The organism is Pantoea sp. Acro-807 (genome assembly GCF_011752675.1).
In the GTDB taxonomy this organism is placed as follows: Bacteria; Pseudomonadota; Gammaproteobacteria; order Enterobacterales; family Enterobacteriaceae; genus Pantoea; species Pantoea eucrina.
This window is the reverse complement of sequence record NZ_VWXE01000004.1, coordinates 79607-102908: the sequence shown is the minus strand read 5'-3', so window position 1 is coordinate 102908 and position 23302 is coordinate 79607. Positions and strand designations below refer to the sequence as shown.

At 56.8% G+C, this 23302-nt stretch carries 17 protein-coding genes; 10 read left to right on the top strand and 7 right to left on the bottom strand.

Annotated elements, in window-relative coordinates:
* Positions 1 to 6: 6 nt before the first annotated feature.
* The 7 genes from mqo to F3J39_RS11195 all read right to left on the bottom strand — a co-directional run bounded on the left by mqo (position 7) and on the right by F3J39_RS11195 (position 13290).
* Positions 7 to 1653, bottom strand: a complete 1647-nt coding sequence (gene mqo / locus F3J39_RS11225; protein WP_040113506.1) for a malate dehydrogenase (quinone) — start codon at positions 1651 to 1653, stop codon at positions 7 to 9.
* Between the two features lie 295 nt (positions 1654 to 1948).
* A complete protein-coding gene (locus F3J39_RS11220) occupies positions 1949 to 2257 on the bottom strand; it encodes a DUF1471 domain-containing protein (RefSeq protein ID WP_040113505.1) in 309 nt (102 codons plus the stop codon).
* Positions 2258 to 2483: 226 nt separating this feature from the next.
* Complete coding sequence (gene kup, locus F3J39_RS11215; RefSeq protein WP_071668347.1) at positions 2484 to 4352, bottom strand: low affinity potassium transporter Kup; 1869 nt, start codon at positions 4350 to 4352, stop codon at positions 2484 to 2486.
* A gap of 267 nt (positions 4353 to 4619) precedes the next feature.
* A complete protein-coding gene (locus F3J39_RS11210) occupies positions 4620 to 10679 on the bottom strand; it encodes an autotransporter outer membrane beta-barrel domain-containing protein (RefSeq protein WP_166714190.1) in 6060 nt (2019 codons plus the stop codon).
* 550 nt (positions 10680 to 11229) lie between these two features.
* A complete protein-coding gene (locus F3J39_RS11205) occupies positions 11230 to 12030 on the bottom strand; it encodes a MetQ/NlpA family lipoprotein (RefSeq protein WP_040113501.1) in 801 nt (266 codons plus the stop codon).
* A 107-nt stretch (positions 12031 to 12137) separates the two neighbouring features.
* Positions 12138 to 12923, bottom strand: coding sequence for an MBL fold metallo-hydrolase (locus F3J39_RS11200; protein ID WP_166714189.1), 786 nt, complete (start codon positions 12921 to 12923; stop codon positions 12138 to 12140).
* Between the two features lie 34 nt (positions 12924 to 12957).
* A complete protein-coding gene (locus F3J39_RS11195) occupies positions 12958 to 13290 on the bottom strand; it encodes a gamma-glutamylcyclotransferase family protein (RefSeq protein WP_040113499.1) in 333 nt (110 codons plus the stop codon).
* Positions 13291 to 13473: 183 nt separating this feature from the next.
* On the opposite strand from F3J39_RS11195, the gene F3J39_RS11190 reads away from it, so the two are divergent.
* From F3J39_RS11190 to F3J39_RS11145, 10 genes are all read left to right on the top strand, one after another.
* Complete coding sequence (locus F3J39_RS11190) at positions 13474 to 14448, top strand: XdhC family protein (protein WP_040113498.1); 975 nt, start codon at positions 13474 to 13476, stop codon at positions 14446 to 14448.
* Positions 14449 to 14633: 185 nt separating this feature from the next.
* Positions 14634 to 15122 (top strand): (2Fe-2S)-binding protein, encoded by a 489-nt coding sequence (locus tag F3J39_RS11185; RefSeq protein ID WP_071668343.1) that lies wholly within the window; start codon positions 14634 to 14636, stop codon positions 15120 to 15122.
* Positions 15119 to 16111 (top strand): xanthine dehydrogenase family protein subunit M, encoded by a 993-nt coding sequence (locus F3J39_RS11180; protein WP_166714188.1) that lies wholly within the window; start codon positions 15119 to 15121, stop codon positions 16109 to 16111. The genes F3J39_RS11185 and F3J39_RS11180 overlap by 4 nt, the downstream gene beginning before the upstream one ends.
* A 12-nt stretch (positions 16112 to 16123) precedes the next feature.
* On the top strand, positions 16124 to 18385 hold the full coding sequence (locus F3J39_RS11175; RefSeq protein WP_071668341.1) for a xanthine dehydrogenase family protein molybdopterin-binding subunit: 2262 nt from the start codon (positions 16124 to 16126) through the stop codon (positions 18383 to 18385).
* Positions 18386 to 18438: 53 nt separating this feature from the next.
* Positions 18439 to 18861 (top strand): DCC1-like thiol-disulfide oxidoreductase family protein, encoded by a 423-nt coding sequence (locus F3J39_RS11170; protein ID WP_094111598.1) that lies wholly within the window; start codon positions 18439 to 18441, stop codon positions 18859 to 18861.
* Between the two features lie 422 nt (positions 18862 to 19283).
* Complete coding sequence (locus F3J39_RS11165) at positions 19284 to 19997, top strand: bacteriorhodopsin (protein ID WP_071668340.1); 714 nt, start codon at positions 19284 to 19286, stop codon at positions 19995 to 19997.
* Positions 19994 to 20806: a beta-carotene 15,15'-dioxygenase, Brp/Blh family gene (locus F3J39_RS11160; protein ID WP_104085651.1), complete on the top strand. Its 813-nt coding sequence runs from the start codon at positions 19994 to 19996 to the stop codon at positions 20804 to 20806. The genes F3J39_RS11165 and F3J39_RS11160 overlap by 4 nt, the downstream gene beginning before the upstream one ends.
* A gap of 370 nt (positions 20807 to 21176) precedes the next feature.
* The gene (gene fdhA / locus F3J39_RS11155) at positions 21177 to 22370 is read left to right on the top strand and encodes a formaldehyde dehydrogenase, glutathione-independent (RefSeq protein ID WP_071668338.1); all 1194 of its coding nucleotides are present in this window, start codon (positions 21177 to 21179) and stop codon (positions 22368 to 22370) included.
* Between the two features lie 257 nt (positions 22371 to 22627).
* On the top strand, positions 22628 to 22906 hold the full coding sequence (locus F3J39_RS11150) for a type II toxin-antitoxin system RelE/ParE family toxin (RefSeq protein WP_040113494.1): 279 nt from the start codon (positions 22628 to 22630) through the stop codon (positions 22904 to 22906).
* Positions 22906 to 23211, top strand: coding sequence for a HigA family addiction module antitoxin (locus F3J39_RS11145; RefSeq protein ID WP_040113493.1), 306 nt, complete (start codon positions 22906 to 22908; stop codon positions 23209 to 23211). The genes F3J39_RS11150 and F3J39_RS11145 overlap by 1 nt, the downstream gene beginning before the upstream one ends.
* The last annotated feature ends 91 nt before the right edge of the window (positions 23212 to 23302 follow it).

Sequence of the window (23302 nt, the reverse complement as noted above, 5' to 3'; positions counted from 1 at the left end):
TCGCGATTAGAGCGCCATATCCTGTTTAGCAGATTCTTCGCGCGGCTTAGCCTGCATCGGCGCGGCCTGCTGCTCGCTCATATTGATGACAGGTGGTTTGGTCAGCTGCAGTACAGACGCGGTGTTATCCCACACCTGCTGCGTCAGCGCGGTATTGCCATTCAGTTTCTGGCCAAAGCTCGGCACGATAGTACGGATTTTTTCCTGCCACTCCGGTGAAGCAAACTGCTGCGGGAACAGCGATTTCATTACGTTCAGAGTGATAGGCGCAGCGGTTGAAGCACCCGGTGACGCGCCCAGCAGGGCCGCCACGGTTTTCTGCTGATCGGTGACAATTTCTGTACCGAGTTTCAGCACGCCGCCTTTGTCCGCATCTTTCTTGATGATCTGTACGCGCTGACCCGCCTGGATCAGTTTCCAGTCCTCTTTACGCGCGTTCGGATAGTACTCTTTCAGCGCGGCAAAGCGGTCGTCATCGTTCAGCATTACCTGACCAATCAGATATTTCACCAGGTCAAAGTTATCGATACCCACGTGGGTCATCGGCATAACGTTGCTGGTGGTGGTCGCGCTCAGCAGATCGAACAGCGAACCATTTTTCAGGTATTTGGTTGAGAAGGTGGCGAACGGCCCGAACAGCACCACTTTTTTACCGTCGAGGTTACGCGCATCGATATGCGGAACCGACATCGGCGGTGCACCTACGGAAGCCTGACCATACACTTTCTGCAGGTGACGGCTGGTGATCTCCGGGTTTTCGGTCATCAGGAATGAGCCGCCTACCGGGAAACCGCCGTAATTATCCGCTTCCGGAATGCCGGTTTTCTGCAGCAGCTTGATGGCCGCGCCGCCGGCACCGATAAAGACATACTTCGCATCAACGCTGCGATCTTTACCGCTCTTCACATCTTTAATCGTGACGTGCCAGGAGTTATCACCGTTACGTTTGAAATCGGTCACTTCAGACGACGTTTCCAGCGTGAAGTTCTGATCTTTTTTCAGGCTGCCGATCAGCTGACGGGTAATTTCACCGTAGTTGACGTCAGTACCGACCGGTGTCCAGGTCGCAGCAACTTTCTGTGCCGGATCGCGGCCTTCCATCACCAGCGGTGCCCACTGCTCAATCTGCTTGTGATCGGTTGAGAACTTCATGCCCTGGAACAGGGTGGTTTTCTGCAGCGCGGCGTAACGTTTAGTCAGATACTCAACGTTCTTATCACCCCAGACAAAGCTCATGTGCGGCGTAGAGTTGATGAACGAACGCGGATCGTGCAGCACACCGCGCTCAACCTGGCTGGTCAGGAACTGGCGGGTGATCATGAATGATTCGTTGATCTCCAGCGCTTTGCTAACGTCGATTGAACCGTCTGCACGCTCTGGCGTGTAGTTCAGCTCCATGTTAGCAGAGTGACCGGTACCGGCATTGTTCCAGCCATTGGACGACTCCATCGCCACGCCGTCGAGACGCTCAACCATCAGCTGTTTCCAGCCCGGTTGCAGCTCCTGCAGCCAGGTGCCCAGAGAGGCACTCATGATCCCGCCGCCAATCAGCAGCACGTCGGTTTTTTCTGGTGCGTTCTCAGCGTGAACCGCTGAAGAAACAAGCAGTGCGGTCAGCGAAAGCGCGGACACAATTTTTTTGGTCTGATTCATGCCAGTCCTGTTCTTTATTCAATGCAGATGAACGTTAAAAATTCGGATGGCAAATTAAAATATTGTTACGGAAAGATTAACCTGTTTTTAGTTATTTAACTATTTACGCGGATTAATTAAGTTACATAATTACATTCAGGTTAAATAAGCAGCAAATAAGGCGGGAGAGGCGATGTCAATATCAGCAGGATAACCGCTTCTGTTGCGCGGTTATTCTTTATAACCACAGGCTGAACTTAAAGCAAATAAAAGTGCGGATAATTGCGCCCGCCGGTTATTCAGCAGGCGCAGAGCGTTAGCCGTTTAGCGCAATCTCATCACCGGTGTGATAGAGCGTCGCTTTCGCCGCCAGCACCGGGTGCCCGTCATGCGCCGGCTCATGCGACTCCACATCACTGATATGATATCCCGCCGCCCCGGCAGCCAGCGTCTTTTTAACCACCGCATCGGTCAGATCTTCCATTGAGGTTGCCCAGCTCACGCTGGTTACGCTGGTGGGGCGCAGCGAAGCGATCTGCTGTGGCGTCAGATCGGCACGCACCAGCACCGGCTGAATATCCTGCGGGGTAAAAATAGAGATAACATCATTGATTAACGCTTTCATAGGCCTGCTCCTGAGAGAATTGCACGGTATGGGTTCGTTATGCATTTTTCTGCCCGGCTTAAAAAGCGCGGGCGACAGAGTGACTAAACACTCTGCCGCGCCGTCTGGTTTAGCTTTAATTGCTAATAAGTTGTTAAGAAAAATTCTGCCACAACTTTGTCACTCTTAGAGCAACCTGGTTGCATCTGCTTACAGGTTTATGCTGTGTTTTGGTGCACTTACCCGATCAAAACTCGCGCTGACCACCCAGTTCAATGACGCGGTTGGGCGGGATATGAAACTGTTCATGAGCGCGCAGCGCATTGCGCTGGCAAAAGTGAAAAATGCCGCCGCGCAGGCGCGCCAGACCACGACGCTGTTTCATCACCAGCGTGTCGTGGGAAGTAAAGAAAGACGCTTCATTGACCGAGCAGCCAAAGCCCTCCAGCCCGCACAGGTGCAGGATCTCAGCCATCGACGGCGTTTCACGCCAGCCATAGGCGGCAGTGACCTGCCAGAAGGAGGCGGAAAGCGGCGTCAGCGTTATACGCTGCTGGTTATGCACGCGCGGCGTGTCGACGGTGCGGATATGCAGCAGCACGACGCGACGGTGCAGCACGCGGTTATGTTTAAGGTTGTGCAGCAGCGCCTGCGGGATCTCAAACTCTTTACGCGCCAGAAACACGGCGGTGCCCTCCACGCGGCTGGGCGGGCTTTTTTCCAGCGAGCTGACCAGCGCCAGCAGGCTGGCCTGACTGCTGTCGAGACGCCGGATCAGCCGGTTGCGCTCGCTGCTCCAGATAAGCATCAGCGCCATCATGGTCAGCGCCAGCAGCACCGGGATCCAGCCGCCTGACAGCAGCTTCATCAGGTTTGCGATAAACAGCGGCACGTCGATGCACAGCATCATCAGCAGGAACAGCCCCGCCAGCGGCAGCGGCCAGCGCCAGTTGCGTTGCGCCACCACGCCTGCCAGCCCGGCGGTGATCACCATTGTACCGGTCACGACAATGCCGTAAGCAGAGGAGAGCGCCGACGACTCACGAAAGGCCACTACCACCAGCATCACGGCGGTAAACAGCAGCCAGTTCACGACCGGAATGTAGATCTGACCTGACTCGGTATGCGAGGTAAAGATAATGCGCATCGGCGGCAGAAAGCCCTGCCGTATCGCCTGATGCGTCAGCGTATAGACGCCCGAAATCACCGCCTGCGCGGCGATAACCGTTGCCAGCGTCGAGAGCACAATCAGCGGGATCTGCCCCCACGCCGGCGCCAGCAGGTAAAAGGGATTACTGATCGCGGCGCTGTTCGCCATCACCAGTGCGCCCTGACCAAAATAGTTAAGCACCAGCGCCGGCATAGCGATAACCAGCCAGGCAAGGCGGATAGGGGTTTTACCCAGATGCCCCATGTCAGCATAGAGCGCCTCGGCACCGGTAACGGCCAGCACCACCATGCCGAGCGCCGCCAGCGACAGCGCAGAGTGGCTCAGCAAAAAGTCGAGCGCATAGTGCGGACTCAGCGCCTGAAGCACCTGCGGGTTAAGCAAAATGCCGCGTACGCCGAGCAGCGCAATGGCGGCAAACCAGACAAACATTACCGGCCCGAATATGCGGCTGACCTTTTCAGTGCCCTGGCGCTGAATGACAAACAGCAGCGTCAGAATAACCAGCGCCAGCGGGACCACAATCCGCTCCAGCGCCGGTGAAACCACTTCAATGCCTTCAATGGCGGAGAGCACCGAAATCGCCGGGGTGATCACCCCGTCACCATAAAAGAACGCGCCGCCGATGAGACCGGCCAGCATCACAGCGTGCCCCGCTTTGCTGCTGACGCCGCGTCGCGCCAGCGCCATCAGCGTCAGGATGCCTCCCTCTCCGTCATCATCCGCGCGCATGACGAAACAGACATACTTCAGGGTAACAATCAGCGTCAGCGCCCAGAAGATGAGCGATAAAAAGCCCATGACGGCAGCCGGTGTAACGCTGCCGTCGGGCAGAATCGACAGGCACTCTTTCAGGGTATAAAGCGGGCTGGTCCCGATATCACCAAAGACGATACCGGCAGCAGCCAGCATGCCGGCAGGCAGCGAGGCTTTGTGCGGGTGTTTCATGAATTTCCTGCTCAGGTTAACAGAGAGGCGCGGTCTCTTCAGCGCCGGAGTTATAGCGGCGAAGATAGCGGTTTTCGGCGCAGGCAGGGAGAGGGTGGCGAATATTTACACACCATTTTTACGCCGGGAGCGCAAATTTTTACGCGTTTTTTATATCGCTGCGCGTTTAACAGCCAGATAAACAGCGTGCTGACTCAGTCAGCCTGGAGAGCAGGTACAGGGAGACACGGGACGACCTGTCGGGAGCGTCCTGTGTCTCCGGCCGGTTCAGAACTGCCAGCGTACGCCAGCATTGTAGCGCCATCCTTTGGCACCGTTCCCGTCGAGCGCTTTACGGTAATCCGCTTCGGCATAGAGCGAAACGTCATTGCGCAGCGTCACCGTGCCGCCCGCGCCCGCTTCCCACATCTGACCAAAACGCCCGCTGGTAAACGTCGCGCCCAGTGCCGGATTATCTGCAGCAGCGACCGATGTCCGCGCCGCGCCGCCCCAGCCTTTGTAATAATTTGCCCGCAGCCAGGGCGTATACTGGCGCTGATGCTCATCACTCCAGGTGCGATCGAGGCGTGCGCCCAGCCGGCCAATCGTCTGGTCATAATCGCCGTAGCGCACTTTGCTGCCATCCTTGTCGGTAAAATCATTCATGTTTAGCTGCATATAGAGCAGCTGCGCCTGCGGTTCCAGTTGATAGCCGTCACCCAGAGCAAACGGATAGCCGCTCTCCAGTGAAGCGGTCCAGCCGTCTCCTTTCAGCTTAGCCACCTGTTTTTGCCGCGCGATGTTGGTGTCACCACGATGCCGGTCAAATGACAACACCCCATCCAGATAAAAGCCGTTATCACGTTGCCAGGTGCTGTAGAGCGCCAGGCTGTCGCTGTTAAAGGTGGTGCTGCTGTAGCCATCCGCTGCCTTCGGGCGCAGGCGCGTATTGCCGCGCGTATACGCTATACCGCCGCGCAGGGAGTCGCTATCGCCATCAAGCCGCAGCAGATTGCCACCGAGCTGGACTGCGCTGTAATCGAGATCAAAATCGTATCCGTAATTGCGGAAGCTGCGATCGCTCTGGTATTTCAGGTCAGAACCAATGTAGCGGAGAAACATCTCGCCGCCGTTGTCGTCAGCGCGCCGCTCTCCGTGGCGCAGCTCACCCAGACGTTTATGCAGGTCATCAACAATGGCAGCGGTATAATAAGCCAGCCCCACGGGCGCTGAAACATAAGAGGGCACCTGTGGTACCACGGCCGGACGCGCGTCATAAGTTTGTTCGCTACCAAAGGCATCGGTAATCAGCGCAGGCTGGCAGCTGCTGCTGTTCTCGCAAATGAGATAGTTTGCCAGGCGATAATCCCAGTAGCGGTTCCCGCTGCCGCTGACCAGGCGCTGCGCCGGATCGCTGCTGCCCGGTGCGAAAGTGTATAAACGATACTGCCACGGTCCGGCCCCAAGATAGCCGTCCGCCAGCGCAAAGCTGCCGGCAGCCGCGTTACCACCTACCTGCGCCAGCGAAATACCTTCATTGCCTTCCACGCCACCGTTGCGATTGAGATCGGTCAGCGCACCGCTGCTGGCTGCGTCCGGCTGCACATTCAGCAGCGTGGTACCGCTGGCGTTGCCGGTCACGTTAATGCGATCGGTAAATTGATTGCCAGGCGCTCCCCCTTCGTTCAGTCGGGTGATCAGGTTGGCCTGACCGCCCGCCGACACCAGCGAGCCGTTGATGTCCAGCGTATTGCCCGGTGAACCGGCACCGTTGGTGAGGTCCAGCGTACCGCTGTTATTAACCACCAGCGAGCTGGCCGTACCGCCAGCCAGCAGCGGATGTACATTATTACCCGCGTACAAGGTGGATGCCCTGTCAATGTTGATGGTGCTGCGTGCCAGCTGCAGATTATCGGTCAGAGTCCAGCGCGCATCCGCAAAGTTAATGGTGCTCCAGCCGGTGCCGAGATTGACGCCCTTGCTGCGATCGTCGGCGCTAAAGCTGCCGCCACGCCCGTCGATCTGGCTGAATGTGAGACTGTTGCCGGCTCCGCTGCCGCTGGTGAGATGGTAAGTGGTGCTGAGGCTGACGCCGCTGACGCTGGCCTGATTGTTGTTACCATCGCCCATTGTCAGGCTGCCGTTGAGCGAGCCGCCGCTCCAGCGAAAGGTGTCAGATCCGCCGCCGGGATTGATATCGCCGCGCACTTCGCCTTCGGTCAGCAAAATAACGTCATCGGCATTGCTGCCAGCCACCGCCTGAGTTTGCGGCGTGGCGGTAATAATCGTGCCGAAGTTTTCGAACACCGTCTTACCACCACGTAAATCCACAACCGGTGCACTCAGGCTGGCGGAGCGGAGCGTTCCGGTGTTCACAATGGTGCCAGCCGTACTGGAGATCAGCGCCGATCCGCCTGCGGCATTATTAATGTTCACGCTGGCAGCGGTGAAAATATCACCGGTGGTATTGGCCCGAATCCCGCTACCGCCTGCGCCGGTGACGTTGAACACGTAGCCCGAACCCAGCGTCAGATCGCCACGCGTCGTGCTGCCGTCGGCATTCGCAATGTTCAGACCGTTGCCGTTGCCGCTGACGTTTGCCGTGACGGTGGAAGCGGGATCAAACGCCACGCCGGTACGAATGCCGTTGCCGTTGCTGACGTTAAGCGTCAGGTTGCTGAGCGTGACATTACTGAGTTCTGCCCGGTTCTCTATGCCGTTGCCGCTGCCGGAGACATTGATGCTGGCATCGCGGGCGCTGAGCGCGGCGGCCCCCTCGTCCAGTAAAATGCCGTGGGCAGTACCGCGCGCGGTAATTGCGGTATTACGACCGGTCAGCGCCAGGCTGGCCCCCTCGCTGATACGCACACCGGCTACGCCGTTTTCAACAGTGATGATGCCACCCTGCGCAAGCGTACTGCCGCGACCGGCAACATCCAGCCCGGTGCCGCGGGTGATTGTGACCACACCGTTATTGGTTAAGGTACTGCCGGCACGGGAGCGGATGCCGATACTGTTATTTCCGCTCAGACTAAGCGCACCATTGTTGATCAGGGTAGCGCCATTGGTGATATCGAAACCCGTTGCACCAACGCCGGCACCGCGGATACTGGCGTTGCTGGTGACCCGCGTTGCGGCAGCGCTGCCATCCAGCGCATTACTGAGGTCGCTGCGCAGCGTATTCGCCAGTACGCCAACGGCATTCTCGCCGCTCAGGTTAAGCGTGCTGCTGCGGTCCAGCGTGGCTGTCGCGCCTCCCTCGATGCGAACCGCCGTACTGCCTGCGCCGCTGGCGGTAAAGCTGGCGTTCGTGCTGTTTAGCGTGCTGCCATTGCCGGAAACAATGACGCCGGTGGCGTTTGCTGCACTGGCGTTGAGCGTACTCGCGGCGGTGAAACCGAGCGCTGCCCCCTCGTCAATGCGGTAGCCGGTGGAGCCCGCAGTCGTGATGTCCAGCGCACGCGTTGCCGAAGTGATACGAGAGCCGCTACCCGCTGCGTGGTAAGCGATCTGATTGCTGTTGTTAAAGATCGGCGTTGATCCCGCGGCGATATTAACCTGTGCACCGCTGAGCGCTTCAGCACCCATTGCACCGACACCATTCAGGGTAAGCGTGCCGGCATCAAGCGTGGCTACGGCCAGTGCGCCGCTGGCCGTCACGCCGCGCGTGCGATTACGTACGCTGCCGCCATTGACATCAATGTTACCGCTATTGCTGGCGGTGGTAGCAAACGTGCTGCCCGCACTATTAACCACGATGCCGCTGCCGCCTCCGCTGATACTGATATTGCCGCTGTTGCTGCCGCTGGCACCGCTCTCCACGCGCATCCCGGTGGTGCTGGCGCCACTGAAGATGATATTGCCGCTGTTGGTAAGCCGGGCGCGATTACGCGCCAGATAGCCGGTAATAGCGTCCTGCGCCGAATCAAGCTCTGCCGCTGAAATAAGTCGCGTATCGGCAACCGGAGCGCGGCTGCTGGCACCGGTCAGCGTATGTTTTTGTCCGTCGGCGATCGCCCCGATGGCATTGCTGCCGGTGAGATTAATAGTGGTTGCAGCATCAATATTGCCCAGCGCACCGCCTTCAATATTTACGCCCGTCGCACCGATCCCGCTGACGTTCAGCGTGGCGTTACGGGTGTTAACCGTGGTGCCGTCAGCACCGGTGCCGTTGATCGCCACGCCTCCCGCGCCGGAGGCAGTCAGCGTGGTATCTGAACCATCAAATTCGGCACCCTGTTCGATACGAAACAGCGTGGAGTTACGGGTGGTGACGTCAAAAGCATTGTTATCCGCTACGTTAATCAGCGCATTCGGACCATAGGCAAAGAAGCCGATTTGCTGACTGCCGGTACTGAAAGCCGGGATCGCATCCTCGGTAACATTCACGGTGGCATTACCGCGTGCGTGTACGCCAATTGCACCGTTGCCTGTCAGATTGATGCGCCCATCCACATTAGCCTGTGCTGTGCCGCTACCCTGTCCCTCTACCCAGACGCCAAAGTTGCGTGTGCCGCTGGCGGGATCGGCACCGCCTGCCACGTTGATCGTACCGGTGGAACTCGCTGCCGCCGTACTGCCATTGCCAGCCAGTACTTTGAGGCCGGTGCCGTTAACACCGTTGAGATTGATAGTGCCGCGATTCTCCAGTGTACCGCTGCTGTTACTGACCAGCATGCCGGTGTTTTCGCGCGGCACGCGCGCCGCACTGCCGTTAACATCAATAGTGCCGCTGTTGATGAGCGTGGCGTTGTTCGCACTGCTGACGGACATGCCGGCCGCATTCTGCACGCGGGAACCCAGTACGATGCTGCCTTCACTGATCGCGCTGCCATTCGCCAGCAGGGCAATACCGCTGGTCAGACCGCTCTGATTCATCGCGGTTTCCGCCACGCTATCGCTCAGGCTGTTTTGCGGACCGCGTCCGATGTAAATGGTGCCCGCGCTGTTATTAGTAAAGCGGCTGCTATCGGCCGTGAGCAGAACGCCAGAGGTGGTGCCGCGTGCGGCCGAGCCATTAACGCCAACGTTAATATTCCCGCTGTTACTCGCCTGCGCGCTGGAATCCAGCCGGATACCAGCGACGCCATTGGCAAGATTGCTGCCGGTGGTGCCGAGGTTCAGCACGCCATTATTGGTAAAGCTGCCGTTGTTTTGTACCGTAACCGCCGTCGCGTTGCTGCTGGCCGCGCCCACACCGGTGCCGTCAATCCGGTTGAGAAAGCCGCCGTTGATCACCCCGCTGCTGCTATTAGTTGCGCTGGCATCATCCAGCGAGAGTGCCGTACCCCGGCTGGCCAGCTTGCCATCGATGGTGGCGCTGGCACCGGATGCAACCCGCACGGCACCGCCGTTCGCGCCGACCGCCTCAAGCGTTTTATCTGCGGCAACAGTAATCTGTGAACCGGCACCCTCAGCATTGATCACGATACGGTTACCCAGGGGCTGTGTGATCTCATCCGGCGGCGTGGCGCTGACGCTGTAAACAATTTGTTCATCAGTGAGGGTGACGGCTTTATTAAATTCGCTGAGGTAACTGGCCGTGGCGAGATTGCCGTTTTGCAGCTGACTCACCAGCCAGTTGTTATAGCGCTGCAGCTGACTGGCATTGGTCACGTTAAAAGAGGTGCGCCTGCCATCCAGCGTTTGTACGCTGAAGCTGCCGTGGTAAGTGGCGAGGTTTTGCACGCTCAGACTGTCAGTTGCGCCACTTCCGGCTACATCTGCTGCTGAACCGGTGAAGGTGATACGGTTATTGCTGTTCCAGTTAATCACCCCGCCATTACTGGCCTGAAACAGCGTGGTGTTTTTTGCCGCCATGCTCCAGGCATTGGTACTGGCACTGCTGCTGGCATTGCTCTGCCCGATAGCGACATCCAGCGAGCTTCCGCTGCCGGTTACATCCGCTACGCGCGCGTTAATATACTGATTGTTATTCACGTTTTGCAGGTCTGGCACCACGGTGGTGCTGCTAACCGGTGCCAGTGCTACCAGACTGGCTGAATCGAAAACCTGAAAGGTCGTATTGCCGCCTGTGGTGAGATCCGGCACGGTAATAGCAAAATTTTGCGGGCCGGTATCAAGTCTCGCCCCATCGATAAATCCGGCGCCAGAGACGATGCTGACCTGCCCGAGCGTCGTATTTATTGCGCCATCAATGCCTGTTTCAAATGCCTGATTGCCGGTCAGGGTCTGGCTGCCGCTGGTGACAATCAGCGCGCCGTTTTGTTGATCGTTATCGCGGGGATTGTAGGGACCAAGAGCGGCAGCCTGGCTGGCAAATGGGACGCAGAGCGCGGTCTGTACTGCCACTATTCCTAACGCAATGGGATTCAGGGTGAATCTCATACATCCTCCGGTAAACGATTTTTCAGCAACATGATGAATTCACCGCGCTAAAAGAGCGGACAGCACGAAGCGCATAATGTTTTTCAGCATGAACTAAGTGCCTGGCTTTATGTTCAGGCAGGGCAGGCGTGACGATATTTAAGGCAAATTCTGTTGGTTTTATAGACGTTGCGGGCGCAGAAGGCAAAAAAGCGAGGTGGCGATTTTTAACAGGATAAAATAACAGCGTGATCAAAAACAGGAAGGCATAACCCTGTTCTTTATCAGGTTTAAAGGTTAGCCGACTGTTATGACACTTATTTAATTTCCGGGCTTTACTATTGACTGGATCAGAATTCAAAAAACAGTTACAGGATTTAACCGGAGGATTATTTACCGTAACTGTGAAGCAATGCACAAAGCCGGATGCTGCATTTATCATGCCTGCTAATTAAAAAAGAGCGTGGCGGCCCGGACGGGACGCCACGGCAGATAGTTCAGAAGAGCCGTAAAACGTAATAATGACGCGCTCTTCTCTTTCTCCGGAGAAGAGGCGTGGAGCAGGCAGCGTTTACCAGCCTTTGATAATATCGCCTTTATAAATCTCGTTGGCTTTATCCAGTACCGGCTGCGAGCGGAAGGCCTCTTTCAGTTTCTGCACGTTCGCACTCTCTTTATTATCTTCACGCGCCACAATGGCATTGACGTATGGCGATGCTTTACCTTCCATAAACATACCGTCGCGTGAGGCGGAGAGATTTACCAGCGCCGCAAAGTTGTTATTGATGATGGAAAGATAGACCTGCGGATCGTCCAGCGTGCGTGCCAGCTGCGGCGTATCAACTTCAACAAACTTCAGCTTTTTAGGATTAGCAGTGATATCCAGCGTGGTAGGCAGCAGACCCGCTTCAGGTTTCACTTTAATCAGGCCCTGCGCCTGCAGCAGCAGCAGGCTGCGACCCAGCGTGGTGGCTTCGTTTGACAGCGTGATCGTCGCGCCATCCGGCAGTTCGTTCAGGCTTTTAATTTTGCGGGAGTAGCCGGCAATCGGGAATACAAAGGTATTGGTGATTACCGCAAATTTATAACCGCGCTCTTTTGACTGCATCTCAAGATAGGGCAGACTCTGGAAGGCGTTTGCATCCACGTCTTTATTGTAGAGCGCCTCGTTGGGCTGCACATAATCGTTAAACGCAATCACCTCAACATCCAGCTTATATTTGTCATGGGCGACCTGCTTCACTGTCTGCCAGAGCTGTTCATCCGGGCCGCTGTTGATCGCAACTTTGATTTTTTCGTCGTTATTATTGTCGCAGGCGCTAAGCAGCGTAACAGAAGCGGCCAGCAGCGCGGTCAGTAAATGTTTTTTCATGTTTGCAGCATCCTTATTCTTGTCAGCCCCGGACTATAATATGCGTCCAGACGTCTGTACATCCATAATTAACAGGTGGCTTATGCTTTTACTGCATAAGTTATGCGCTACTTCAGGCAGTTGAGATAGCGCTGCGCGGAACGTGCGACGGCGCTATCGGCATCCTGCAGGATCTCACGGCCGTCAAATGCGCCGTAAAGCTGGGCAAAATGCCGGTTCTGCAACCGCTGCATCATGTCGCGCACCACCCGGGCAGAGAGCGGCAGCATATTGGGATAGCTCCACATAAACGAGACGGCATCCGCGCCTGGCGTTACCTGCAAAATATCGCCACTCAGCATTACCCCCGAATTACGCTGCCAGTGCAGCACCGTGCCACCGGCAAAATGGCCGCCAAGACGCAGCAGCGTGATGCCTGGCAGCAGGGTATGCTCCTCCTCCTGCCATAAACGGATCCACGGGCTGTCGCGCATGATCCACTCTCTGTCGCTGGCGTGCAGCCAGACGGGGGCGCTGAAAGCGGCGGCCCAGTCCTGCATCGTGGTGTAGTAGTGGGGATGGGAGATGGCTATCGCCTGCACGCCTCCCAGCGCATGGATCAGCGTTTCAGTGGCGTCATCCAGATGAGCGATGCAGTCCCAGAGAATATTGCCGTGCGGGGTACAGAGTAGAAAAGCGCGCTGATTAATACCAAATGCCGGCAGGCTCTGCAGCGAAAGCAGTCCGGGCAGGTGCTGCTGCCATCGGTTGGTATGTGCGGCGCGTAAATCCGCCTGCGCTATCCAGCGCTGTCCGCCTGGCGGAATAAACTGGCGCTCATCTTCACAGACGGGACAGCGCCGGGGAGCCGGTTCGGCGTAAGAGGTGCCGCAGGCAGTACAGAGCGTAATCATAATCTCTCCTTATCAGCTGATCCGATAAGGATAGTTACTCTGTCGCGGGCTGCAGCTCGTAAACCCAGGCGCTAATCTGCTCACCCCGGTCGGTGGTCACGGCGACCGGCACGCGATCGTATCCCTCTTCAAACGCGTCGAGCATCGGCCAGTGCGCGTCGAGATGCGGCGAGAAAAACAGATAGCCCGGTACGCGCGCGCCCTCCGGTGAGAGCACCACGCCGGGAAAGTCCGCGGCAGCGCCCCAGCCCCGCGCATAATAGGTGCCGCTGACGCTGCCGGCCAGCCACTCGCCGCCTATCTGCTCCAGAAGCCAGGCGTTATCGTGCCCAGGCTGCAGCGTACCGTAGACAAACAGAGGTTTCATACCACTCCTGTAAAGGGTTGCGTTATACGAACCGGCTATTGTGACGCAGCGGGCGGGGCCGGTAAACGTCACGGGCGGGAAAAATTCCGCGCCGATTAGACGAAACGCCAAATGTGACATTTACTCATAGGAAGATTCAGGTCCCTGCAGGTAAAAAAGGGGGACATTACGACGGAGCAATTCATGTATCACCTTGATGTGCAGGTTCTTGAAACCGCGCAGCACTGGGCAGAAGCACATCCGGTATGGCTTTGTACCGTACTGAGCACCTTTGGCTCCTCGCCGCGTCCGCCGGGCGCCATGATGGCGATCCGCGCCGATGGACACTTCTGCGGCTCGCTCTCCGGCGGCTGTGTGGAGGAGGATTTTCGCCAGCGCATAGCAGCAGATGCTTTCAGCGAGGCGAGCGCTGTTGTGCGCTATGGCGATGGCGGGCTGACGCCTGACCGGGCACTGCCATGCGGCGGCGTGCTGGATATTCTGGTGGAAAAGCTGCCGCAGGGAGCGGCATCCATTCACTATCTGCGTCAGATGCACGATGCGCTGGTTCGGGCCGAAGCCATCAGTAAAACGCTGCTGCTGCCGCACCCCTGCGCCGGCATAGAGACGCACCCCTATACGCAGCAGACCGCAGCGCACATTACTGGCAACCAGGTTACGCTGACGCTCTCTGCGCCGCCGCGCCTGATTATCGCCGGTCTCTCCAGCGTAGGCATTTACTGCGCCAACTTTGCGCAGGCGCTGGGGTTTGAGACGCTGGTCTGCGAGCATCGCGATGAGGTGCTGGAGAATATGGGTGCGGAGTTACAGGCTGGCGTGCGGATTATACGCTGTTTTCCGGCCCGTTATCTGGAGCGTGAGGGGTGTCACAGCGCAACGGCGATTCTGTCACTGACCCACGATCCGCGAATCGATGACCTGACGATGATGGAAGCGGTGATGCTGCCGGCATTTTACCTCGGCGCGATGGGCTCGAAGCGCAACAGCAGCCGGCGGCTGTCGCGTCTGGCGGAGATCGCCGGATTGACCCCTGAGCAGCTGACGCGCATTCACGCGCCGGTGGGGCTGGATATTGGCAGCAAAACGCCGGCAGAAATCGCACTATCGATTATGGCGGACATTGTGCGCCATAAAAATGGCCTTGCAGCACGCCAGTAAGCCCGTTCCGGCAGCCATAGCCCTTTGCGCTATGGCATTTTTGCGCTAATCCCTCACAAAGTTTGTCCTTTTTTCTGACAACGCCTTCCGAAATGCGCTCAGCGTCTAGACTTAGCGGGTGCGCACGCTATTAAGAGATCCTAAACGCGCATCCCGATCGATTCTTTCACTATTGGAAATGAGCCATGTCAGAAAACATACAACTGCACCTCGAAGTCAATGGGCAGCCCATTGAACTTAGCGTCGACCCGCGCGTGACGCTGCTGGACGCGCTGCGTGAACACCTGACGCTGACCGGTACAAAAAAGGGCTGCGATCAGGGCCAGTGCGGCGCCTGTACCGTGCATATCAATGGCAAGCGGGTGCTGAGCTGCCTGACGCTGGCTGTACAGGCCAACGGGCAGCAGGTCACCACTATTGAAGGTCTGGCGCGACCTGATGGCACGCTGCATCCGGTTCAGGCGCGTTTTCTGGAGCATGACGCGTTTCAGTGCGGCTACTGCACGCCGGGGCAGATCATGTCTGCCGCCGCCTGCATTGCCGAAGGACATGCCGGATCTGCCGATGAGATCCGGGAATATATGAGCGGTAATCTTTGCCGCTGCGGTGCTTATCCTAATATCGTCGACGCTATTCAGCAGGCCGCCGCCGATCTCAGTTCGGAGGCGCGATGAATCCGTTTGACTACCTTGCGGCGAGCAGCCCTGAACAGGCGCTGCAGCAGAAGCAGCGTGCCAGCAGCCGGTTTCTGGCAGGGGGCACCACGCAGATTGACTTAATGAAATGTGACGTGGAACAGCCTGCAGCGCTGGTGGATATCAGCGGCCTGCAGGAGATGCGTGAAATTGCGTTCAGCTCTGACAGCCTGCGCATTGGCGCGCTGACGCGCATGAGTGAACTGGAGCATCACGCAGAGTGTCAGCGTGAAGCGCCGGCGATTTATCACAGCCTGTGGCAGGCGGCGTCGCCGCAGCTGCGTAACATGGCCACCATCGGCGGCAACCTGCTGCAGCGTACCCGCTGCGTTTACTTCCGCGATCCGCATACGTTCAGCGCCTGTAATAAGCGCAATCCGGGCTCGGGCTGCGCCGCGCTGGAGGGCATTAACGGCAACCACGCCATTCTGGGTACCAGTGACAGCTGTATTGCGGTTTATCCGGGCGATCTGGCTGTCGCACTGACCGCCTTTGATGCCGTGGTTATCGTGCGCAATGCCGCACAGCGGGAGCGCCGTATCCCGATCGATCAGTTCTATCTGCTGCCCGGCGATACGCCGCATCTCGAGCACGATCTCGCCAGTGATGAGATGATTATCGCGGTGGAACTGCCGCGCACCGCCGCGCTTAAACATTCGCACTACCTGAAGGTGCGCGATCGCAGCTCGTATGAGTTTGCTGCCGCCAGCGCTGCTGTCGGTATTGAGCTGAATGGCGACCGGATCCGCGACGTGCGTATCGCCGTCGGCGGCGTGGCGACAAAACCCTGGCGGGCGCAGCAGGTGGAAGGGGCGCTGCGCGGCCAGCCGTTTGATGAACAGACGCTGCGTCGTGCCGCAGAGCGTATCGTGCAGGATGCGAAAACCCTGCCGCAGAATCAGCACAAAAAAGTGCTGACACCGCGCGTGATTGCACGTGCACTACTTCAGGCTGGCGGCAAGGCGTAACGGGGAAATTGTATGGACAAGCAGGAACAGAACTATCAGGCACTCGGTGCCGGACGCAGTCGGGGCGACGGCGTGGTGAAAGTCACCGGCGCCGCGCGCTATGCGGCGGAGTATCAGCCTGAGAATATGCTGTATGGCGTGGTGGTGCAGTCCACTATCGCCAGCGGCCGGATGACGGATATTGACACCGCAGAGGCGGAACAGCAGCCTGGCGTAGTGGCGATTTATACCCATCTCAATCCGCTGAAGATCAACAAGCCCACCGCCATTGCTGACGGCGGCGCGGCGCAGTCTACCTACACACCGCTGCAGGATGACAAAATCATTCATAACGGTCAGAACATCGGGCTGGTGGTGGCAGAAACGTTTGAGCAGGCGACCTGGGCTGCCAGCCTCGTGAAAGTGCGCTATGAAGAAGCGAAGCCGCTGGTCTGGATGGACGATCCGGCAGCAGAGCGCCAGGAGAGCGCTACCGTTGAAATGGGTAATGCGCAGCAGGCGATGGCGCAGGCAGAAGTGAAAATCAAAAGCTGCTACGCCACACCGCGTGAATATAACATGCCGATGGAACCGCACGCCTGCATCGCCTCATGGCAGGATAATGCGCTCACGGTATGGGAGCCAAGCCAGTGGGTGATGGGAGCACAGACTGAAATAGCTGAATGGCTCGGCATTGAGCAGCAGCAGGTTCGGGTGATTTCTCCCTATGTGGGCGGCGGTTTTGGATCAAAACCCGTGCCCTATACCCATGTGGCGCTGGCCTGCGTGGCATCGCGCGCGCTGACGCGTCCGGTGAAAGTGGCGCTGTCGCGCCCGCAGACCTTTACCGGACTGGGCGGTCGTCCGGCGACGCAGCAGACTATTGAGATGGGTGCCGCACAGGATGGAAAACTGCTGGCGATCCTGCATGAAGGACTGAGCGATACCTCGCTCATTGACACGTTCGCGGAAGGGACGAACAAAGTCACCGGACGTATCTACGATGTGCCAAACGTCTATTCGCGTCATTATGTGGCTGCTATCAACACCGTTACGCCAGGATGGATGCGTGCGCCCGGCGAGAACCCGAGCGCGTTCGGACTTGAGGTGGCGATGGATGAGATGGCCTATGCGCTGGGTATCGATCCGCTGGAGCTGCGTCTGCGCAACTATGCAGAACAGGATCCGCAGGAAAATCTGCCGTGGAGTACGCGCCGTCTGAAAGAGGCTTACAGCGCAGCGGCTGAAGCGTTCGGCTGGAAAGATCGCACTATGGCACCGCGCTCAATGCGCGAAGGCCGCGAGCTGATAGGCTGGGGCATGGCAACGGCAACCTATCCGGTAAACAAAGCCCCGGCTGAGGCGCGCCTGATCCTCAACAGTCAGGGTGAGCTGGTGGTGCAGAGTGCAGGTGCTGATATCGGCACCGGAACCTACACCATTCTGGCGCAGACTGCGGCAGAAGTGCTCTGTCTTGACTCTACCCGCATTAAAGTTGAACTGGGTGATACCCGGCTGCCGCGTGCCGGCGTGGCGGGCGGTTCGCAGCTGGCCGGCAACCTGACCGGTGCCGTGCATAAGACGGCGGTGGCGCTGCGTGACCGGCTCTACGCGCTGGCAGGTGCTTCTTCAGATGCGCCGTTCCCGCAGACCGACGCTGAACAGCTGACGCTCTGCGCGGGAGGCGTGTGCCTGAAAGGTCAGCCGGAGCGTGCGGTGTCGCTGGGCGATCTGGTGCGGCTGAGCGGTGAAGAGACGCTGGCGGTAACGGACGGCACCTTTAAGCCGGGCGAAAGCGCAGAGGAGCGGGATAAAGCGGTGCACTCGATGTCGCGGATGACCACACCGGAAGAATTTTCTTCACACAGCTGGGGCGCGCAGTTTGTTGAAGTGCGCGTGGATGAAGATTTCGGTACGGTGCGCGTCAGGCGTATGGTGTCCGCCTTTGACAGCGGACGGCTTTATAATCCGAAACTGGCGCGCAGCCAGTGGATTGGCGGAATGGTGATGGGGCTCGGGCAGGCGCTGCTGGAGGGCGGAGCGGTCGATCCGCGTAACGCCCGCATCGTGAACAATAATCTCGCCGATTATCTGATTGCGGTTAACGCTGACGTACCGGAAATTATCACTATCGACGTGGGTGAGCCGGATCATCACGCCACGCTGATGGGCGGAAAAGCTGTGGGCGAACTGGGTATTGTGGGTATGGCTGCGGCCATCAGTAATGCTGTTTATCACGCAACCGGCAAGCGCATTCGCGATCTGCCGCTTTCCCTGGAGAAGTTGATCGATTAATGCAGGCTGGCGGCGTCAGGAGGATGCCGCCGCTTCATCCCGTGGGCGCTTACATGACTATTCCCTATCTCAGGCCTGGTGAACAGGTAGTGCTTTACGACGGCGTGTGCAAACTCTGCAATGGCTGGGTGGCATTTTTGCTGCGACACCGGCTGGATCGGCGGGTACGGTTTGCCACCGTGCAGAGTGAGGAGGGCAAAACGTTGCTGCGTCATGTCAGCATGCCCGTTGACGATATCCGCACCATCGTGCTGATTGGTGAAAACGGACACTGGCTGCGCGCCCAGGCAATCTGTCGCGTAATGAAAAACCTTCACAGTCGCTGGCGTATTTTTGCGCTGCTGCGTTATTTCCCCGATGCGGTAAGCAACGCGATATATAACCTTATTGCCCGCAACCGCTATCGCCTTTTTGGCCGCTATGACGACGTTAAGCACCTCTCTCCCGACTTCCCCGAAAGGTTTATTGCACGCTAAAGCAGCGTTATTGCTTTGATAGCAGAAAATGAAAATCAGAGATGCAGGTAAATAAATTTCCTGCATCAATCCCTTTTGTGCACTACATCAGGCTGGTGCAGCAGCATCTATTTATATTTTTGATTTTAAAGTAAATTAATTAACTTTCTGTTTCATTAAACCGCAATTGTCTATTTTGTATACTCTTCTTTACATAAAAAATTACATTTTATGCCTGATTAAAAACAAATAATGTCCCGCGGAGGACGATACTTTTTGCCAGTTCTTTCTCCTTAATACCATCATGGCTTTGAATAATGGCACAATACAAATAGCGCCATATACTTTAAGCGTATTCTCTCCCGGAATATAACATTACCTTTTAATTTTCTATGGCAGCGCAGCGGGCGTGATAATGACGCCGCTGTACAGGAGCAATCAACATGGATCAGACTGCATTTCTCATTGGATTTTCAGTGATGGCGCTTGCATCACTGGCGATTTACGCCACCGGCAGTAAAACGTTTCCCTCCCGTCACCACACCCTGATGCATGCATCAGTGCCTTTTATTGCCGCTACGGCGTATCTGGCAATGGCGTTTGGCTATGGCAACCTCACCCTGGACAGCGGCACGACGGTCTATATGGCGCGTTATGCTGACTGGTCTGTGACCACGCCGATTCTGCTGGCGGGGCTGGTTATGCTGGCCTTTCATGAGCATGGCAAGCCAGGCGAGATGGGCGGCTTTCTGACCGCTATTATCGTGCTGGATGTGATGATGATTGTGACCGGTCTTGTCTCCTCGCTGGCGGAAACCGCAGCAGGAAAATGGGTCTGGTATTTCTGGTCCTGCGCTGCATTCCTCGGCGTGATCTATCTGCTGTGGGGGCCGCTGCGTACGATGGCGGCGGAGCGGGGCAGCGCACTGGCAGGCGCCTACAACAAAAACGTGGCGCTGCTGACGGTGGTCTGGTTTATCTATCCGGTGGTATTTCTGATCGGGCCGGAAGGGCTGAAGATTATTTCTGATCCTGCTTCAATCTGGGCATTTCTGATTCTCGATATTATCGCCAAAGTTTTCTACGCCTTTTACGCGGCGGCGAATCTGGAAAAAGCGTTGCGCTACGCAAAACGCGATGGTGCCGTGCGGGTATGATCCTGCGGCAGCATACCGGCTGGCTGACGCTCTGGGGGGCAGCTCTGGCTGCCTCTTTCAGCCCGCTGCCGGTTCAGCTGCTGTTTGCCGTCGTGGCCATTGGCATTATCGGCATGGCGCACGGTGCAAGCGATCTTGAGATTGTCAGGCGCGAACAGCAGTGCGCTTTTCTGGCAGGTTACGGCGTAGTGATTGTGCTGTGCCTGTTCTGGTGGCACTGGCGTCCGGCAATCGCGCTACCGGGCTTTCTGCTCGCCTCTGCCATCCATTTTGCGCTGGAAGATGCGCCGCACGGCTCTCTGGCTGAACGACTGGCGCGCGGCATCAGTCTGATTGCAACGCCTGCCGCGCTGCATCTGACAGCGTACAGAACGATTTTACATCAGGCCGGGCTGGCATCTGCCATGCCGGATAGCGTGACTGCGGGTCTGGCTATAGCGGGCGGCTTTACCGCCGCAGCGCTGTTGCTGACAGGCATTGTACGGCGCGACAGGCGTCTGCTGGCCGGGACGCTGGCATTGCTGCTTCTGCCGCCTTTTGTCGGTTTTTCTGTAGGCTTTCTGATCCTGCATGCGCTACCGCAGACCCGCGAACGGCGCGATTTGCTGGGGTTCAGACATTACGCTGACTACCTGCGTGCCGTCTGGCCGGTGCTGACGGCAGCTATTTTGCTGGCGGTACTGATCATGTTTATGATGCAGCCCACCGATACCGCCGGCGTGCGTTCACTGTTTGCCGCGCTCGCTGCGCTCGCTATCCCGCATTTACTGATCACGCCGTGGTTTGAGAAACCGCCGCACCGTAAATAATGCGTGCCATTCATTACGCTATCTTCTATTCAAATATAAGCAGGAAATGGCAGGTGAGATAATAATAATTTCCTGCCCGAATAACTGTTTTAATTAATAGCGTATCACTGTGCGACATTGTACTGTCAGTTTGCGACATAACGCGGATATTTCAAAATTAATATATTTATCTACATGTATTTAATGGGTTTTCCTGTATAGCCACTTGTTGCATTCATGAAGCCAGTCACAACTCCGGCACGCGTAATCCATTCCCTGTTTAATTACGCACTATTGCGTATTAGATTTAACGCGTCATCACTCTTTATTATCTTACGGTTTCGTAAGTGTCCGGCAGTTAATGTGCATATCAACATATAATGGAGATTTTATGGGCGCAAATTCCAACCGCGGTGTGGTGTATCAGGGGCCAGGTAAAGTCGAGGTGCAGGATATTGCCGATCCGGTCTTTGCTAATCCGGCCGGCAAGAAGATTGGGCACGCCGTGATCCTGAAAGTGCTCTCCACCAATATCTGTGGCTCAGATCAGCATATGGTGCGCGGACGTACCACCGCGCCTGCGGGTATGGTGCTCGGCCATGAAATTACCGGTGAAATTATCGAAAAGGGCGCTGACGTTGAGATGCTTAACGTCGGTGATATTGTCTCTGTGCCGTTTAACGTTGCCTGCGGGCGCTGCCGGTGCTGCCGTGAACTCGATACCGGCGTCTGCCTGACAGTCAATCCGGCACGCGCGGGCGGCGCGTTTGGCTATGTTGATATGGGCGGCTGGGTAGGCGGGCAGGCGAAATATGTGATGGTGCCCTATGCGGACTTTAACCTGCTGAAATTCCCTGACCGTGACCAGGCACTGGCGAAAATTCTGGATCTGACCATGCTGTCAGACATTTTACCGACCGGGTTTCACGGTGCGATCAATGCGGGTGTGGGCGTCGGCTCAACCACCTATGTTGCAGGCGCCGGTCCGGTTGGTCTGGCCGCGGCGGCATCAGCACAGATCCTCGGTGCGGCGGTGGTAATGGTAGGTGACTTCAACAAAGAGCGTCTGGAGCACGCCAGGAAAATGGGGTTTGTGCCGATCGACCTGAGTCAGCATGACCGCCTGGGAGAGATGGTTGCGCAGGTCACTGGTACGCCGGAAGTCGATTCAGCTATCGACGCCGTCGGATTTGAAGCGCGCGGCCATTCCGGCAAGGAGCAGCCGGCGGTGGTGCTGAATCAGATGATGGAGATCACCCGCGTGGCCGGTAATATCGGCATTCCGGGTCTGTATGTGACGGAAGATCCGGGCGCGCACGATAAATCAGCACAGGAAGGCTCCCTGAGCCTGAAGTTCGGCCTCGGCTGGTCTAAAGCGCAGTCATTCCATACCGGGCAAACCCCGGTGGTGCGTTACAACCGGCAGCTGATGAACGCCATCCTGCACGATCGTTTGCCGATTGCGAAAATCGTTAATGCCAAAGTGATCCCGCTTGAAGAAGCGGCGCAGGGGTACGCTCAGTTTGACGCCGGCGTTGCCGCCAAATATGTGCTGGATCCGCACGGCATGCTGACGGCAAAATAGTCTGGTGCAGATAAACTTATCCGGCAAGGTGTAAGGCACGCGCGAATATGCGCTGTGCCTTACACGCGTTTAAGTGCGCATAATCATGATTATGTTAAATGAACTATCTTTTTAGTTCATCTGTAGCCCCGCTAGTCCAGACAATTATTCTCCCTTTTTATCTTAACGTTCATCTCTTAAATTACACGCCATGAGATGTTGCTTACCATGCAACACATGCTATAGTGTTCCCTGTTAAGCAACACTGGGATACAAGGATGATCAAAACCTGGCTACATAAAGGACTTGAAGAATTTTATACAACCGGCTCTACCCGCAAGATTAACGCAGCTCATGAGAAGCGTCTACGTATGCGCCTGAGGGTAATTGACCTGGCTGAGAAAATTGAGGATATGAACCTTAGTGGCTACAGGTTGCATCCTCTTAAAGGTGACAGACAAGGTATCTGGTCTATCACGGTTACAGGAAACTGGCGAATCACTTTTGAATTCAAAGATGGTGACGCCTATATTCTGAATTATGAGGATTATCATTAATGACTATGCACAACCCCCCGCACGCGGGTGAAATCATTGCCGATATTATGGAAGATCTTCAGATCGGTATCAGAGAACTGGCGCGTGCTTTAGCTGTAGCCCCCTCTACCGCTTCAAGAATAGTATCGGGAGCAACAGCGGTAACGCCAGAGATGGCGATCAAATTATCGGCCGTAATTGGCAGTACGCCTGCGATGTGGCTGCGCATTCAGGCCGCTTATGATTTAGAGCGGGCAGCCAAAACTGTTGACCTCTCGGTTCTGAATACCAGCTTCAAGCCTGACCCGCTGCAGGGTGTCAACTGAAGCCTGTGGGCAACGTGAGCAGCTGGTGTTAATTGCTCATTACACACCGTTATCACGCGCGCCGTTTCACTGAAGGCAAGAGCTTAAGCAG